The 14596-nt window shown below is 44.9% G+C and carries 13 protein-coding genes; 11 read left to right on the forward strand and 2 right to left on the reverse strand.

Annotation, left to right across the window (positions count from 1 at the left end; all coding sequences use genetic code 11):
- Nucleotides 1-52: 52 nt before the first annotated feature.
- From FFL34_RS12410 to FFL34_RS12420, 3 genes are all read left to right on the forward strand, one after another.
- The gene (locus FFL34_RS12410; RefSeq protein ID WP_234031495.1) at nucleotides 53-1051 is read left to right on the forward strand and encodes a DMT family transporter; all 999 of its coding nucleotides are present in this window, start codon (nucleotides 53-55) and stop codon (nucleotides 1049-1051) included.
- An 85-nt stretch (nucleotides 1052-1136) separates the two neighbouring features.
- Nucleotides 1137-2546 carry an ISLre2 family transposase gene (locus tag FFL34_RS12415; RefSeq protein ID WP_138601467.1) on the forward strand — a complete coding sequence of 470 codons (1410 nt, stop codon included), beginning with the start codon at nucleotides 1137-1139 and terminating at the stop codon, nucleotides 2544-2546.
- A 256-nt stretch (nucleotides 2547-2802) separates the two neighbouring features.
- Nucleotides 2803-3474 carry a hypothetical protein gene (locus tag FFL34_RS12420; RefSeq protein WP_138603709.1) on the forward strand — a complete coding sequence of 224 codons (672 nt, stop codon included), beginning with the start codon at nucleotides 2803-2805 and terminating at the stop codon, nucleotides 3472-3474.
- Nucleotides 3475-3529: 55 nt separating this feature from the next.
- Here FFL34_RS12420 and FFL34_RS12425 read toward each other — a convergent pair whose 3' ends face one another.
- Both FFL34_RS12425 and FFL34_RS12430 read right to left on the reverse strand, forming a co-directional pair.
- Nucleotides 3530-4885, reverse strand: a complete 1356-nt coding sequence (locus FFL34_RS12425) for a CoA-disulfide reductase (protein ID WP_138603710.1) — start codon at nucleotides 4883-4885, stop codon at nucleotides 3530-3532.
- A 135-nt stretch (nucleotides 4886-5020) separates the two neighbouring features.
- Entirely contained in the window at nucleotides 5021-6355 is a 1335-nt protein-coding gene (locus FFL34_RS12430) for a sodium-dependent transporter (RefSeq protein WP_138603711.1), read from the reverse strand.
- A gap of 375 nt (nucleotides 6356-6730) precedes the next feature.
- Between FFL34_RS12430 and FFL34_RS12435 the strand changes: the two genes are divergently transcribed.
- From FFL34_RS12435 to FFL34_RS12465, 8 genes are all read left to right on the forward strand, one after another.
- A complete protein-coding gene (locus tag FFL34_RS12435) occupies nucleotides 6731-7912 on the forward strand; it encodes an LL-diaminopimelate aminotransferase (protein WP_138603712.1) in 1182 nt (393 codons plus the stop codon).
- Nucleotides 7909-9582 carry a thiamine pyrophosphate-binding protein gene (locus tag FFL34_RS12440; protein WP_267900371.1) on the forward strand — a complete coding sequence of 558 codons (1674 nt, stop codon included), beginning with the start codon at nucleotides 7909-7911 and terminating at the stop codon, nucleotides 9580-9582. The genes FFL34_RS12435 and FFL34_RS12440 overlap by 4 nt, the downstream gene beginning before the upstream one ends.
- A gap of 24 nt (nucleotides 9583-9606) precedes the next feature.
- A complete protein-coding gene (locus tag FFL34_RS12445; RefSeq protein ID WP_138603713.1) occupies nucleotides 9607-11103 on the forward strand; it encodes an aldehyde dehydrogenase family protein in 1497 nt (498 codons plus the stop codon).
- A 122-nt stretch (nucleotides 11104-11225) separates the two neighbouring features.
- Nucleotides 11226-12398: a saccharopine dehydrogenase family protein gene (locus tag FFL34_RS12450; RefSeq protein WP_138603714.1), complete on the forward strand. Its 1173-nt coding sequence runs from the start codon at nucleotides 11226-11228 to the stop codon at nucleotides 12396-12398.
- A 78-nt stretch (nucleotides 12399-12476) separates the two neighbouring features.
- Nucleotides 12477-13256, forward strand: coding sequence for an IclR family transcriptional regulator (locus FFL34_RS12455; protein ID WP_138603715.1), 780 nt, complete (start codon nucleotides 12477-12479; stop codon nucleotides 13254-13256).
- Nucleotides 13257-13261: 5 nt separating this feature from the next.
- Entirely contained in the window at nucleotides 13262-13579 is a 318-nt protein-coding gene (locus tag FFL34_RS12460) for a DUF3870 domain-containing protein (RefSeq protein WP_138603716.1), read from the forward strand.
- A gap of 329 nt (nucleotides 13580-13908) precedes the next feature.
- Nucleotides 13909-14016, forward strand: a complete 108-nt coding sequence (locus tag FFL34_RS18670; RefSeq protein ID WP_234031496.1) for a putative holin-like toxin — start codon at nucleotides 13909-13911, stop codon at nucleotides 14014-14016.
- A 289-nt stretch (nucleotides 14017-14305) separates the two neighbouring features.
- Nucleotides 14306-14593 carry a hypothetical protein gene (locus tag FFL34_RS12465; protein ID WP_138603717.1) on the forward strand — a complete coding sequence of 96 codons (288 nt, stop codon included), beginning with the start codon at nucleotides 14306-14308 and terminating at the stop codon, nucleotides 14591-14593.
- Nucleotides 14594-14596 lie beyond the last annotated feature (3 nt).

The raw sequence follows: 14596 nt of genomic DNA on the forward strand, positions 1-14596 counted from the left end.
CCGTCCACCAAGCACGTATGCATTTATGGTTAGCAGCAGGAGTTGAATGAGATTGAAAAAGTATTTGACAACAAGATGGGCAGTAATCGGCATCGCTATATTCTGTTCAATCCTATGGGGAAGTGCCTTTCCGGTACTGAAAATTAGTTACGATGAATTGCAAATGGCGGCAGACGATGTAATTGCCAAAGTAGTTTTTGCTGGGATGCGCTTTTTATTGGCGGGGCTCATGCTACTAATTGGCATGGTTTTCATCAGGCCAAAAGCGTTAAAAGTTACCCGGAGACAAGTGCTAGTCTTAGTAATTTTCGGTGTTATCCAGACGTCACTGCAATATTTTTTCTTCTATAATGGATTGGGTAATACGTCCGGAATGCAAGGGGCTATCCTTGTTTCCAGTGGTACATTTTTCACCGTGATGCTGGCGCACTTTTTCTATCGGGATGACCGTCTGAACTGGCAAAAAACGATTGGGCTTGCCGCGGGTTTCACAGGAATTGTTGCAGCGAATTGGGGAGAGGAATTCCAATTTAGTTTTCAATTGACGGGTGAAGGGTTTATGATCCTAGCCGCTTTGACCGGAGCAATCGGCACCATTATGGCTAAGGAACTCGCTGTCGGGATTCATCCGTTTGCCTTGACCGGGTGGCAGCTGACAATCGGATCTAGTCTTATGCTAGCTTTTGGACTACCACAGCTGGAAGCTAAAGCCATTGTGTTTACGCCGTTCGGTTGGGGATTGCTGCTGTATGCCGCTATGTTGTCAGCAGTTGCATTTGCCTTGTGGTACTCGCTGTTGAAATACAACAAGGCGGGTGAAATCAGTATTTACAAATTCGTAACCCCCGTCTCTGGCACCATCCTTTCAGCCATCTTCATTCCCGGTGAGAACCTAACAATCATGATACTAGGAGCACTCGGTCTTGTGGCGGTTGGCATACTAGCTGTCAATTATCATCGTGAAAGGCCTGTGCAGCAAATCAAAACCAGCAATTCGATTAAAAAGGCAAAAAACAGCAATATGTGTAAAATAATTCTCGGGGCCACCTGAGGCAATTTTCTAGTCAAAAAAGAGAAGGCACTCTATCATAAATGTATGCTTTGACGGGCAAATACATTTCGAAAGAGGCCTTCTCATGGAAACTATTATATCAAGATTATACGCATTAATAAAGGAAACAAACAACTTAGTTGATTTGGAAGAAAGCATTCGACTCTATATGTATGAGGTGTTTGCTTCCCAGATGGGGGAAGTGTTCACACAGATTAATAAGGTGATTAAAGCTGAGAAACAGAAGTTGGGCTGGACTGTCGAGCGTGAAGATTGGAAAACGGTTCAATTCACGTTTGGGGCAGTTCGTTTTCGGCATACATTAATGCATGACCTGAAAGGTGATTCTCACTATCCCTTTGATGAGTGGGCTGGTCTTCGGAAAAGTCAACGATACAGTCCCCTGACGGAGGTAAAAGTGGCTGAATTGGCTAGTGAGAGCACGTATCGTGCATCAGTCCAAACTTTGAAGGAATGGACCCCCGTAACGATGAGTCATCAAACAGTCGGGAGTATCGTGAAGCGTGTTGGAGATGCGCAGTCCCAGGCTGATGTGGAACTGGCGGCTGAACTGGAGGAAGCAGCGTCCCTTCCGGAGGGAAAAGAAGTTGACTATTTATATACAGAGGCAGATGGCGTTTTTGTCCGTTCTACAAAGAAAAAGAAAAGCCATGAGGTCCGGCATGCGATTATGCATGAAGGCTGGGTCAAAAATGGCAAACGGGTCTCACTCAGCAATCAACACGTAATCATGACAACGAAGCCGACTGATGACTTTTGGAAAGAGGTGCAGTCATATGCGGCCCATGGTTATTCGCTGGAGAATACGCAGGTTGTGACAAATAGTGATGGCGGGCAGGGCTACACAGCTGAACGGTTCCAGGAAGCCTTTTCCCAGTCCCGTTATCCCGTGTTGAATCAACTTGACGCTTACCATGTAGCTCAGGCGTTAAATCGGGCATTAGGCGGTGAAAAGAGTGAATTTAAGGACGGGATAAGAAAAGCGTTAAAACAACACGATTGGCAACAGTTCATACTTTGGCTGGATACATACGAAAGTACCCTGGAAAACGCAAAACAGGTAGAAAAGGTAAACGGTTTTCGAACTTACATTCAGCACAATTGGGATCGTATTTTTGACTGGCGTGAGAAAGTGGAAGACCCGCCAGAAGACGCACGAGGCTTAGGGGCTATGGAATCCAATCAGCGTCGCGTTTCTTTCCGGATGAAAAGACGGGGGATGCATTGGAGCGTAGAAGGCAGTGAAGCTATGGTGAAAGTAAAACAGGGTATCCTCAATAACACGTTGCGGGATGTTTATCTCACATCCCAAAAACGAAGCGCACGCAAGCAGCGAGACGTTGAAAAGACCGTTCGCATGACGGAGTATTTGAATCAGCCAACACGCCCATCGATTGGCGCAAAAGAAGGTTCCATCAGTTTATATACAGCCCATTCATCAGCGATAGGAAACTTGATGAAGAGTTTTAGGTAATACCCTGCATGTTTTTGTCAGGTTCCGGGTTTTGGAACGTGACGAAAACATGCAGGCCACCAAGCGACAGCGCGGTAGCCGGAAAACGTGTACAAAAATAGAGTGCCAAATATATTGGTGTGACAACCACATCGAGAAAAGATTGACACATACAAAACAGCAGGTGAATTTGAGTTTTCACTGAATTTATGTTTAATTTATATGGTATGATGGAAAATAAAAGCGATATAATGTATTAATAGAAGGAGGTATTATCATGAAATTATTTCAGGTTAGGAAAGGGCAATTCGTTTACTATAAAAATGAACTCCATAAGGTCTATTCCGTAAAGCCAATGTTCAAGCAATCTGTCCACTTATATCGCCTTAAAGACATGCAACAAGACATAACAAGTGCGCATAACATTGAGCCGTGCAGACCTAAACATAACGATACATTTATTTTTTATGGCAAACGGTACACAATTGATAAAAATAAGAAGCCTGAACCCGGTGATTACATTTTGATTATAAAACCGGCCCCCGATTTTCTTGACCACTATTCTCTGAATGAAATTGAGAAAGTGGATAGTGTAGAAGACGGAAATGTTGTAACAACGAGAGACAATGGTGTCAAACATAGTGAGTATGTTGTCATGGTCCCTGGTAAAACCGAGGGAAGTGAAGATATAGCATACTATGATAAAGCACTTGTTTCCGAGGCACAGCTGCAGGAAGACGAATCAAATGCATTGACTGACGACAATGTGAACTTTGATCGTCCAGTTGTTGGCGATATTTACCTCGACGTTCAAAATCAGACCAAGGCAATGATTGTTGCTATGACGGATGATGAAGTCTATTTCGGACATAATGTTAAGGTACATGTGAAAGACTTGATGAATGAAAACAATTACAAACTGCTTTATCGCTTTGAAGAGGGCTTTTAATAACAGTGGTTAACGGATAAGTTTTATCATCGGACAAATAACAAAGAGCACCGGTTTATTTACCCGGCGCTCTTTTTAGCATGCTGGCGGCTTTATAGCCAATAATATTAATTGGATCTTTTGGAGAGGAGTAGGGTGGTGCGTATGCAAGTTCCAAATCCGGCAGATCGTGGACGGTCAATTTACCTTTCATTGCTGTCGTTAATACAGCCAGTCGCTTATCTGCACCATCTTTTCCAACTACTTGTGCTCCGTATATGGTTCCATCTGCTTGGTCGAATAGAATCTTTATCGAAACTTTTTCCGCCCCGGGATAATAACCCGCATGGGAACGAGCTTTGTGTGTTACTTCTTGATAGTTAATCCCCAATTTATCCAGTGCTGCTTTATTCAGGCCAGTAGCCCCGACAGTCAGATCAAACACTTTAAAAATGGCTGACCCTTGTGTTCCGTTATAGGCGGCGTCAGCCCCATGCAAATGGCTGGCGATGATGTATGCTTGACGGTGTGCCGGCCATGCCAGTGCGATATGCCGTGGTGTCCGGACAAGGCGATCATTGGTCTCGACGGCATCACCTAAAGCGTATATGTCAGGGTCGTTCGTCTGCATAAAGTGATTCACTTTAATGGCGCCTGTTTCCCCGATTTCCAGTGAACTGCTGGTGGCAAGCGCTGTATTAGGCTTAATCCCCGCTGCCATTAAGGTCATATCAGCCCTTACTGTTTTCCCACTTGACAGGTGCAGGACAGATCCGTTTTCTGAAAAGAAATTAAGCTCTTCATTAAGCATAATCTGAACCCCTTGTTCTTGCATATGCTGCTCAATCGTATCCGCCATGTCACTGTCAACGATTTTAGAGACTTGTTTGGACCGATCAATAACAGTGCAATCAATGCCAATCTGTTTAAGGTTTTCCACCATCTCCATCCCAATAAATCCGGCACCGATAATGGCACAGGATTGTGGTTTATGACGCTCTATATAATCTTGTATCCGGTCCATGTCCGGAATGGTATGCAATGTGAATGTCCGGTCTTTGTTCATTCCTTCAAATGGGGGCATAACCGCCGAAGCTCCTGGGGAAAGAATGAGTTTATCGTACGGTTCATGACGTGTTTCGGATTTATGTTCACAGATAACCTGCTTATTTTGACGGTCAATCGATGTGACCGTTGTATTGGTTTGAACACGCACATTGTATTTTTGGGAAAACTTTTCCGTATCAACAAGCAAATGCTTCCGCTTGTTGACGGTACCTCCAATGTAATAAGGCATTCCGCAGTTAGAAAACGCGATATGCTCGCCTTTATCGATGAGTAGGATATCGGCGTTCTTATCCTGGCGCCTCAACTGTGCCGCAACGGTAGCGCCACCACCGACTCCACCGACAATAACAATTTTTCTATTCATGAAAATCTACCTCCTTCACTTATTATTATTTCCCTCTTCACTACTTTTCTACCCAATCAGAAAGTATAAAAAACGGGAGAAGCCGCGCGTCCTGCCCGGGTTGAAAGTCGCGCAAACTGTCCCAATCTTAATCGGTTAAATGAATCCCAATGAATACAAAAATACAATAAGAATGGTGACAGGGGTGAGCCAGCGCATGATTTGAAACCAGATCTGGAAGTTGCTGGCACTCAGATTGCTTCCGCTTAGGAATTCTTTTTTCATCAGGTTGCGGTTCATTCGCAGTCCGATAAACAGGGCTATCAAAAAACATCCCCCCGGCAGCATAATGTTACTGACTAAAAAATCGCTGGCATCAAAAACGGTGAGCCCAAAAATGGTAAAGTCAGATAACACATTGGCGGACAAGGCAGCAGGGATACCGGCAATAAAGACAATAAGCCCCGTCAGCCAAGCGACTTTGGTCCGGGAACGATTTGTTCCGGCGGTCATGGCTGCCGTAATGATTTCCAGCATACTGAAAACCGATGTGAAAATCGCGAACAAAAATAAAAGCAGGAATAAACTGAGAAATACTTCACCCATCGGCATTTGCGCAAATGCTGCCGGGAGTACCATGAATAGTAGTCCGGGTCCTTTAGCCGGTTCGAATCCAAATGAAAAGACGACAGGGAAAATGGCTAGGCCGGCGAGCAGCGACACAAATATGTTCATAATAGATACAGATGCTGCAGAAAATGGCAGGCTCACATTCTTTTCCAAATAGGAGCTATACGTCACCATAACGGAGAAACCGACTGCCAGCGCAAAGAATGATTGTCCAAGCGCATATAAAACTCCCTCGGCGGTTATTTGCGAGAAATCAGGTTGCAGGAAAAATGCTAGTCCTTCAGCTGCACCTTCAAATGTAACGGACCGAATGACAAGAATAATAAAAAAGATGAATAATAATGGCATCATGACTTTGCTTGCCCTTTCAATACCATCTTTGATGCCGAACGATATGATGACAACACTGATGGCTAAAAACACCCCAAGTCCGGACAATGCTATCAGTGGACTACCCGTGATTATTCCGAATAATTTCTCATAGTCTGTATCCGGGTGAATAATGGATCCTGTGACGGACATAACGGTATAAATAAGCACCCAACCGCCGACAACACTATAAAATGACAAAAGAATGAAGGCACCAATGGCTCCCCAGCGACCAATAATCGACCAGTTACTTCCAGGAGCTAGTTTTTTATACGCACTGATTGCCTCCTGTTGCGCACCTCTTCCAATGACGAATTCCGCAATTAAAAGAGGAAGCCCGATAATTAATGTGAAGGCGATAAATAGTAGGAAAAAGGCACCCCCGCCATTCATTCCGGTCATGTAAGGGAATTTCCAGATTGCTCCAAGGCCGATGGCTGCACCGGCTGATGATAAAATGAATCCAATTTTCGTTGACCATTGCTCACGCATAATAATTAAACCCTTTCTATAAAGTAAAACTCAATTAACAGGGGGTTCAATGCACAAGTGTGCCGAACTTAAGCTGCTTCTACAACATCCGCCGCTGATTGTTAGCTGAACAGAATCGGATATTTATTTGGCAGTTTATTACCAGCTCTCCCTCTTCATTTCCCTGTGGGCCGGTTACACGTAAAATTAAAACATATGCCATATTATAAACTATTTCGGCTACTTTCTACAATTTTATAAGCGAATCCAATAAAACCCACTCGTTATTTGTTGTAGTTTGTAAATTATAAATAATTGAAATTTTTACATCATTGATTTATACTCGTTTTAGAAAGATGAAATGGCATTTCAAATAATGAAATAGGGGGATGCTGTGTGCCTTTTGTTTCCGATAAGGTGAAAAATTTGCCGCCATATTTATTCGCTTCGTTTCAGCGGAAAAAGAAAGAGCTAGAGGCCAACGGGATGGATGTCATCGATTTAGGAATTGGTGCACCTGATTTGCCGGCGCCTTCTTTTGTCGTTGATCGGCTGGCCGAAGAAGCGAAACATACCACCAACCATCGTTATTCCACCTATAGTGGATGTGCGGAATTTCGGGAAGCGGTCGCGGAATTTTATAAAAGTGCGTATGATGTTGATTTGGATCCGGATACCGAAGTACTTGCGCTCATTGGGTCTAAGGAAGGTATCGCGAATCTGATGCATGCGGTTATCAATCCAGGTGATACGGTTCTCGTTCCAGATCCGGGGTATCCGGCCTATCGGACTGCCGTGCAATTGGCTGGCGGGGTAAATGCTACACTGCCGCTTGATGATACAAATGGGTATGTCCCGATGTATGAACAGGTTGATAAGGGCGTGATAAATCGGGCGAAAATGATGCTTTTAAATTATCCGGGGAACCCGACGGCTGCTACCGCAGAATTTGACACATTTTTGGAAGCGATTACAAGAGCTGCGGAACATGATATGCTGCTTGTTCATGATGCGGCTTATGACATGATTACGTTCAACGGTTATAAGGCGCCGAGTGTATTGCAGGTGCCAAATGCCAAAGAGCGAGCTATCGAATTAGGTTCACTGTCGAAAAGTTTCAATATGACTGGGTGGCGGATTGGTTATGCTGTCGGCAATGCAGAAGTTATCGAGGCACTGGCAACACTTAAGAGTAATATTGATACGAGTCAGTTTCTCCCGATTCAGAAAGCGGCAGCGGCTGCTCTTAGAAGTGACTTCTCAGCAGTAGAAGAACACAGCCGCGTATATCAAGCACGCATGGAAAAGTTGTATTCGGGTTTTCACGATTTAGGCATCTATGCTGACAAACCAAACGGCACCATCTTTCTCTGGGCACAAGTTCCTGATGGCTATTCTTCCATGGAATTTGCCAATAAATTGCTGTATGAGGCAGGGGTAATTGTGACTCCGGGGCATGCATTCGGTTCGCGTGGTGAAGGGTACTTCCGAGTAGCGCTTACCGTTGATGAAAAACGACTTGATGAAGCGATTACTCGCATGAAAAAGTTGGATATAAAGGAGGGGACCCGCCCGTGAGTATTGCAGAAACGGCACGACAAACGAAAACGATGACCGGGGCACAGGCTATTGTTGAATGCATGAAAATGGAAGGAATAGCTGATGTGTTTTGTGTTCCCGGGGAAAGTTACTTGCCACTTTTGGATGCGCTTCATGACGAAGCGTCTATTCGACTTATATCTGCCAGACATGAAAGCGGTGCAGCCTTCATGGCAGAAGCGTATGCAAAATCCAGGTTGAAGCCAGGTGTTGTGATGGCAACGCGTGGGGTCGGTGCAGCCAATTTGTCCATTGGTGTACATACGGCGTATCAGGATTCTACCCCCATGGTTGTTTTCCTTGGCCAGGTGCATAGCAATTTCCGGGGCAGGGAAGGGTTTCAGGAAGTAGATTTGGATAGATATTTCGGCCACATCGCCAAATGGACGGTGGAAGTAAAAGATGCAGACCGGATGCCGGAACTTGTACAGCGGGCGTTTCGCATGGCGCAGACCGGTCGTCCGGGGCCGGTAGTTATTTCATTGCCTGAGGATGTGCTCCCCAGTGAAGCCGCAATGACATTTGGTCCGCCTACGATCAAACCAAAGCCAGCACCATCACAAGAGGAGATTGATAGAGTTAAAGAATTGGTTTCGAAAGCTGAAAAGCCCCTCATCATCGCGGGAGGAGGAGTGAAAAGTGCCCAAGCGGAAGATGCACTCGTTACGTTTGCGGAATCCTATCATTTACCTGTCATTGCCGCATTTCGCAGGCATGACGTATTTCCGAATGATCATCCATTGTACGCCGGGCACCTCGGACTCGGAACCAATCCAAATATACTCGAAACTGTAGAAGAAGCGGATTTAATCATTGCCTTAGGTACCCGTTTGTCCGAGGTCACGACACAAGATTATAAGATAATCACTCCAGATAAACAGCTGATCCATATTGATATTAGTTATGACACGATTGGAAAAGTTTACAGCCCGGATATTGGTATTGCAGCGGATGTGAAAGAAGCATTAAAGGGATTTTCAGAAATGGAAATTCAGCCTCGCTGGACGGGGTGGGCCGACAAACGACACAAGGAATATGAGCGTGTCAGCCATATAGATATTTCGCATAATGACGTCATCAACAAGCATATAATGGCAATGTTGAACAACACACTGCCGGAAGATGCACTTCTTACCAATGACGCCGGTAATTTCGCAGGCTGGCTCCATGCCTATTATACATTTACGAAAAAACATACGTATGTCGGGCCAACATCCGGTGCCATGGGATATGGAATGCCGGCAGCACTCGGGGCAAAACTTGCTTTTCCGAAAAAGCCTGTGGTGGCACTCTCGGGCGACGGCGGTTTCATGATGACGGTACAAGAACTGGAGACAGCCGTTCGACATCATATTCCTGTTATATGTGTTGTGTTTAATAATCAGATGTATGGAACGATTCGCATGCATCAGGAAATACATTATCCGGAGAAAGTCATCGGTACTGACTTAGGTAATGTTTCTTTTGCCGATTTGGCGGCGAGCGTCGGCGCGGACGGACACACCGCGGACACACCTGGGGAATTTGCCCAAGTGCTAGAAACGGCGATGAAAACGGAACGGCCGACTGTCATAGAAGTTTTTACTAATAAAGAACAAATTTCCGTTTCGTCCACGATTACTCAAATACGTAATCGTGTTCAAGAATAAAAATCATTATAGGAGGGGTCTTGCATGGCTGAAACATTGCTTGAAGCAAAGAAGCTGAATAATTTTATTGGTGGAGACTGGGTGGAGTCAAACGATTCAACTGAAGTGATCAACCCCGCAAACGGGGAAACGATTGTGCAGGTGCCACTATCTGATGGTAGTACAGTCGATAAAGCGGTAGAAGTTGCCAAAAAGGCACAGAAGGACTGGGCTAAGGTTCCCGCACCACAACGGGCTGAAGTCATGCTTGAAGCGGGCAATCTGATGAAGCAGCGTAAAGAACGATTGGCACGGCTTCTAACAATGGAAAACGGGAAAGTGTTGGAAGAGGCTCGCGGAGAAGTGCAGGAAGGTATTGACATGGCTTTTTACATGGCTGGAGAGGGCCGGCGGTTGTTTGGCCATACGACACCAGCAGAGCTTCCGAATAAATTTTCCATGAGTCAGCGCTGCCCTGTCGGCGTAGTTGGGATCATCACCCCGTGGAACTTCCCAATTGCCATCGCAACATGGAAGTCATTCCCGGCTATCGTTGCAGGTAACGCGGTTATTTGGAAGCCAGCGACAGAAACCCCAATTATGGCGTATGAACTGGCCAAGATTTTTGAGGATGCCGGTTTGCCTAAAGGTGTCTTGAACGTTGTGTACGGCAAAGGTTCGGCAGTCGGGGATGCGATGGTGCACCATGGAGACATCCGTGTTATTTCATTTACCGGTTCCGATGTTACCGGGCGCAATATTGCCAGTGAGTGTGGGAAGCAGCTGAAAAAAGTTTCTTTGGAAATGGGCGGAAAAAATGCGGTCATTGTTATGGATGATGCTGATTTGGACCTGGCTGCGGAAGGGATCATTTGGAGTGCGTACGGTACAAGCGGCCAACGCTGTACAGCTGCGAGCAGGGTTATCGTACATGAAGACGTGAAAGAACGCTTGGAAGAGCGGATTCTAGCTGGAATTGAGAAATTGACAATCGGTGATGGACTTGATGAAACAAATAAAGTCGGTCCGATTATTAACAAGGCCGGTCTCGAAAAAATTCAAAAATACATCCAGATCGGTAAAGAAGAAGGCGCCAAGCTAGTTGCCGGAGGATATGTACTAGAAGACGGCGATTTCGCCAAAGGGCATTATTTTGCACCGACCTTGTTCACGGATGCGAAGCCAGATATGCGCATTGCCCAGGAAGAGATTTTTGGTCCGGTTCTTTCATTGATTCCAGTGAAGAGTTTTGAGGAAGCGATTGAAGTGAACAATGGTGTTTCCTACGGGTTGTCCAGCTCTATTTTCACAACCGATGCGAATCGTGTGTTCCAGGCACAGCGCGATCTTGACACTGGTATTGTTTATGTGAATGCCGGTACAACCGGGGCGGAAATCCATCTCCCATTTGGTGGAACAAAAGGAACAGGGAATGGTCACCGTGATTCCGGTGTGCAGGCATTGGATGTGTTTACCGAATGGAAAGCTGTATACGTTGATTACAGCGGTAAACTACAGCGTGCCCAAATTGATACGGAGTAAGTAAAGCGAAAACGGAATTAAATGGTTAGCGCTGGAGGGCAGTCCGGTTATGCTCCTGATCCTGTGGAGGACCGGACCTACCCTGCACATGGGCAATATACTCTACAGGGAGTGGGGATTATATGAAAATAGGTGTTCTAGGTTCAGGACTAATGGGGAAAGAAGCAGCAAGAGACTTAGCTGCAAGTGAAGGTGTTACGGCAGTGGGGCTTGCCGATATTGATTTCCAACGTGCACAGGAAGTTTGCAATCAGTTGCATTCACCTAAGTTGACAGCCTATCAGGTGAATGCCAAGGATAAACAGGACCTCGGCAGCTATATGCGACAGTTTGATGTCATTATCAACGCACTATTTTATTCTTTTAATGAAATGGTAGCAGAGACGGCGATTGAGGTTGGTGTTCATTCCGTCGATCTGGGTGGTCATATTGGTCATATTACCGATAAGGTGCTGGAACTGAAAGAAGACGCGCAGGCTGCGGATGTTACACTTATTCCTGATTTGGGTGTTGCCCCAGGTATGATCAACATTTTATCCGGCTATGGTGCAAGTAAATTAGATAAACCGGAAGAAATTAAACTGTACGTTGGCGGCATTCCTGTCCATCCAGCGCCACCGCTTGAATACAATCACGTTTTCTCGATGGAAGGTGTTTTTGATCACTATACAGACCCGGCGCTAATTATCCGTGACGGGGTGAAGCAGGAAATCGCTTCATTGAGTGAAGTGGAGCGCATCCATTTTGAAAAATTCGGTCCACTCGAGGCATTCCATACATCTGGTGGGACATCCACGCTATCTATATCCTATCCCAATTTAAAAACACTTGAATATAAAACAATTCGCTATCCGGGGCATGCGGAGAAGTTTCAACTGCTTGTTGACTTGAATTTGACACGAGCTGATTATACAGTTGATATAAATGGTGAACAGGTCAGTCCACGTGACGTGTTCTTGAAAGTGCTAGATCCTATTGTAGAACTGGGTGACAAAGACGACGTTGTTCTGTTGCGAGTAAAAGTTGGTGGTGAAAAAGCCGGGAGCCCGGAAACTCATGTATTTGAAATGACTACTTATAAAGATAGAGAAAACAATGTCACAGCAATGGCGCGGGCGACAGCTAACTCTATCTCGGTGGTGGCACAGATGATTGCAAATGGTACCATTACCAAACGGGGGGTTTATCCGCCTGAGCAGATTGTTCCGGGGAAGACGTACATTAATGAAATGGCCAAACGTGGTGTGAATATTTACGAATCAGTCGGTGAGGAAAAATCGCACGTTAAAAGCTGACTAAGGGTGAGAGACTGCTTTTGTACAGCAGTCTCCCACGCTAATAAGAACAAGGACGGGCAGCAAGGAGAAATAAAAATGAATCAAAGTGTATTAAAAGCATTAACACTGCTTGATTATTTTTCAGCGGAAACACCGGAACTGACATTGAAAGAGATTGCTGATAAATCTGGAATGCCAAAGCCAACCGTGTACAGATTGCTGGCGTCACTAGAACATCATCATGTTATCATGAAAACGAAAGAAAACGAACATGACACCAAGTATCAATTAGGGCTTAAGCTGCTGGAATTGGGGAAAATCGTTTCAGATCAGCTTGAAGTTCGGACCATTGCATTGCCTGATATGGAGCAGCTTGGTCGGGAAATTAATGAAGTCATTCATTTAGTCATTGTCAATCAAGAAGAGGCTGTTTACATAGAAAAAGTCGACAGTTCAAGAGCGCTAAGGCTGAATACACGAGTCGGTAGAAGTGCCCCGCTCTATCTCGGATCAGGACCTAAGCTGCTGCTGGCAAATATGCCTGAAGAGCGGCAACAGGAAATTTTGAATGAAGCTGAACTGTCTCGCGCCGGCCACCAGCCGATTGATAAGACACAATTGATTCAGGAACTGCAAACGATTTATGAGGAAGACTATGCATACAGTATCGGGGAACAAGACCCTGACACGACAGGAATATCTTACCCAATCTATGATTACAACAGCCAGGTTATTGCCGCACTGGCGGTGAGCGGCTTGTCCAGTCATTTTGAAGGGGAGAATCTAGACGTATTGAAAGCCAAAACGTGTCAAGCAGCTGAGAAGATTTCTAGGAAACTTGGCTATCGCGGGCCAATTTTGATGCAGGAGGAATAGGATAAATGAATACGGTATTTATTGCCGGCCATGCTAGATTACCATCGGGTATGGCGGCTAAAAGTATGTACGAAACACTAACCATCACAGCCGAAATCGATAAAAAGTACGGTGTCATTGTGGCTGCCAATTGTACGCTGGCAACCGAACATGGCAGGTATTTTGTTCACCATTTGTTAAGAGGCCATAGTTTGCAGGACGGTATTGAGACACCAGCGGAAATCATGAAAGAACACTATTTAGGAAAAGCCGGCAACGCGCTCGTGTCAGCATTGCATGATTTGTACAAGCAATATGCGCATTATCGGGAGAGTCATGGGTAGGGGAGTACTGTTGATGGTGAATCTTAGGACTTTCCGGGCTTTTTTTGCCAAGTAAATAGGTTTAATAGATGCGTTAGCTATCAGGGTTGCCTTGGAACATTTGGATATCCGTGAAGAAAAGCGGATAAGCTTTCGTAAAATAGGGTTTAGAAGAACAACTTTTGGGTTGCGTAGAACGAAATGAAAACAGAACATTTATTCTCTTGTTGCTGTTTTTTTATTTAGAATGATGGTAATATAATAATTGCAACTACATAGGTATAGTGGGCGGTTGGCCATCTTTCCCTGATCCTTGAGGCACGTTATAATCCGGGAAGGGAGGTGGTCAGGTGACGACATATGAGGCATTTAGTTTGGTAGCGCAGTTCAGTATTTCACTCGTAGCTACGTTAACTTTAATTGTCACGCTTGTCGTTTACCTGAATAAAAAGAAGTAACCGCTCCCACACCAAAGGTCAGCGATTACTTCTTTAGGTAGACAAGCCAGACAGCTGGCCAACTGCACTTTATGCAGTTTGTAGTTGCCGGTGACCGAGTAGTTTAACACTACTCGGTACCTTATTTCTAAGTATATTATAAGATGAAATAAATATACTGTCAATTTCTAGGATCAACACCAAAATCTATGGTTGACAAACTAGACTGCATTGTAGTGTCCGCTGCGGAAAAACACTACGCTTTCCGCGGACTTGAGCTCAGCTTTTTTCGCTTGCTATTAGTATTATTTTGTTTTTATCTGTTTCCTTCTTTACAGCCAATCTGGAAAAGCCATATGGTTTGTCACAAGCAGACTTGGATTATGACATTAAAATGTTCACAGGGCACGGATTTTCTGAGCAATTCGTTAATGGTGTAAAGGATTTGGACACGGTTATAGCGCATACGCTTGTTGTGAAAAAGGAAAACATCATCGAAGCATTAAAACAGGGAAGATATGGAAAAAGCCGCATTGTTCGCTCAAAATGCGGCTTTTTATATGTCTTTAGTTATACTTTAATGGTCGATTCCCATTGATTG

It is taken from the genome of Lentibacillus cibarius (genome assembly GCF_005887555.1).
Taxonomy (GTDB): Bacteria; Bacillota; Bacilli; order Bacillales; family Amphibacillaceae; genus Lentibacillus; species Lentibacillus cibarius.

Coding starts and splice junctions, on each gene's coding strand:
- FFL34_RS12425 (WP_138603710.1), bottom strand. CDS start 4,885: ATGAATAGAAAAATTGTTATTGTCGGTGGAGTCGGTGGTGGCGCTACC.
- FFL34_RS12415 (WP_138601467.1), top strand. CDS start 1,137: ATGGAAACTATTATATCAAGATTATACGCATTAATAAAGGAAACAAAC.
- FFL34_RS12460 (WP_138603716.1), top strand. CDS start 13,262: ATGAATACGGTATTTATTGCCGGCCATGCTAGATTACCATCGGGTATG.
- FFL34_RS12445 (WP_138603713.1), top strand. CDS start 9,607: ATGGCTGAAACATTGCTTGAAGCAAAGAAGCTGAATAATTTTATTGGT.
- FFL34_RS12430 (WP_138603711.1), bottom strand. CDS start 6,355: ATGCGTGAGCAATGGTCAACGAAAATTGGATTCATTTTATCATCAGCC.
- FFL34_RS12455 (WP_138603715.1), top strand. CDS start 12,477: ATGAATCAAAGTGTATTAAAAGCATTAACACTGCTTGATTATTTTTCA.
- FFL34_RS12420 (WP_138603709.1), top strand. CDS start 2,803: ATGAAATTATTTCAGGTTAGGAAAGGGCAATTCGTTTACTATAAAAAT.
- FFL34_RS12450 (WP_138603714.1), top strand. CDS start 11,226: ATGAAAATAGGTGTTCTAGGTTCAGGACTAATGGGGAAAGAAGCAGCA.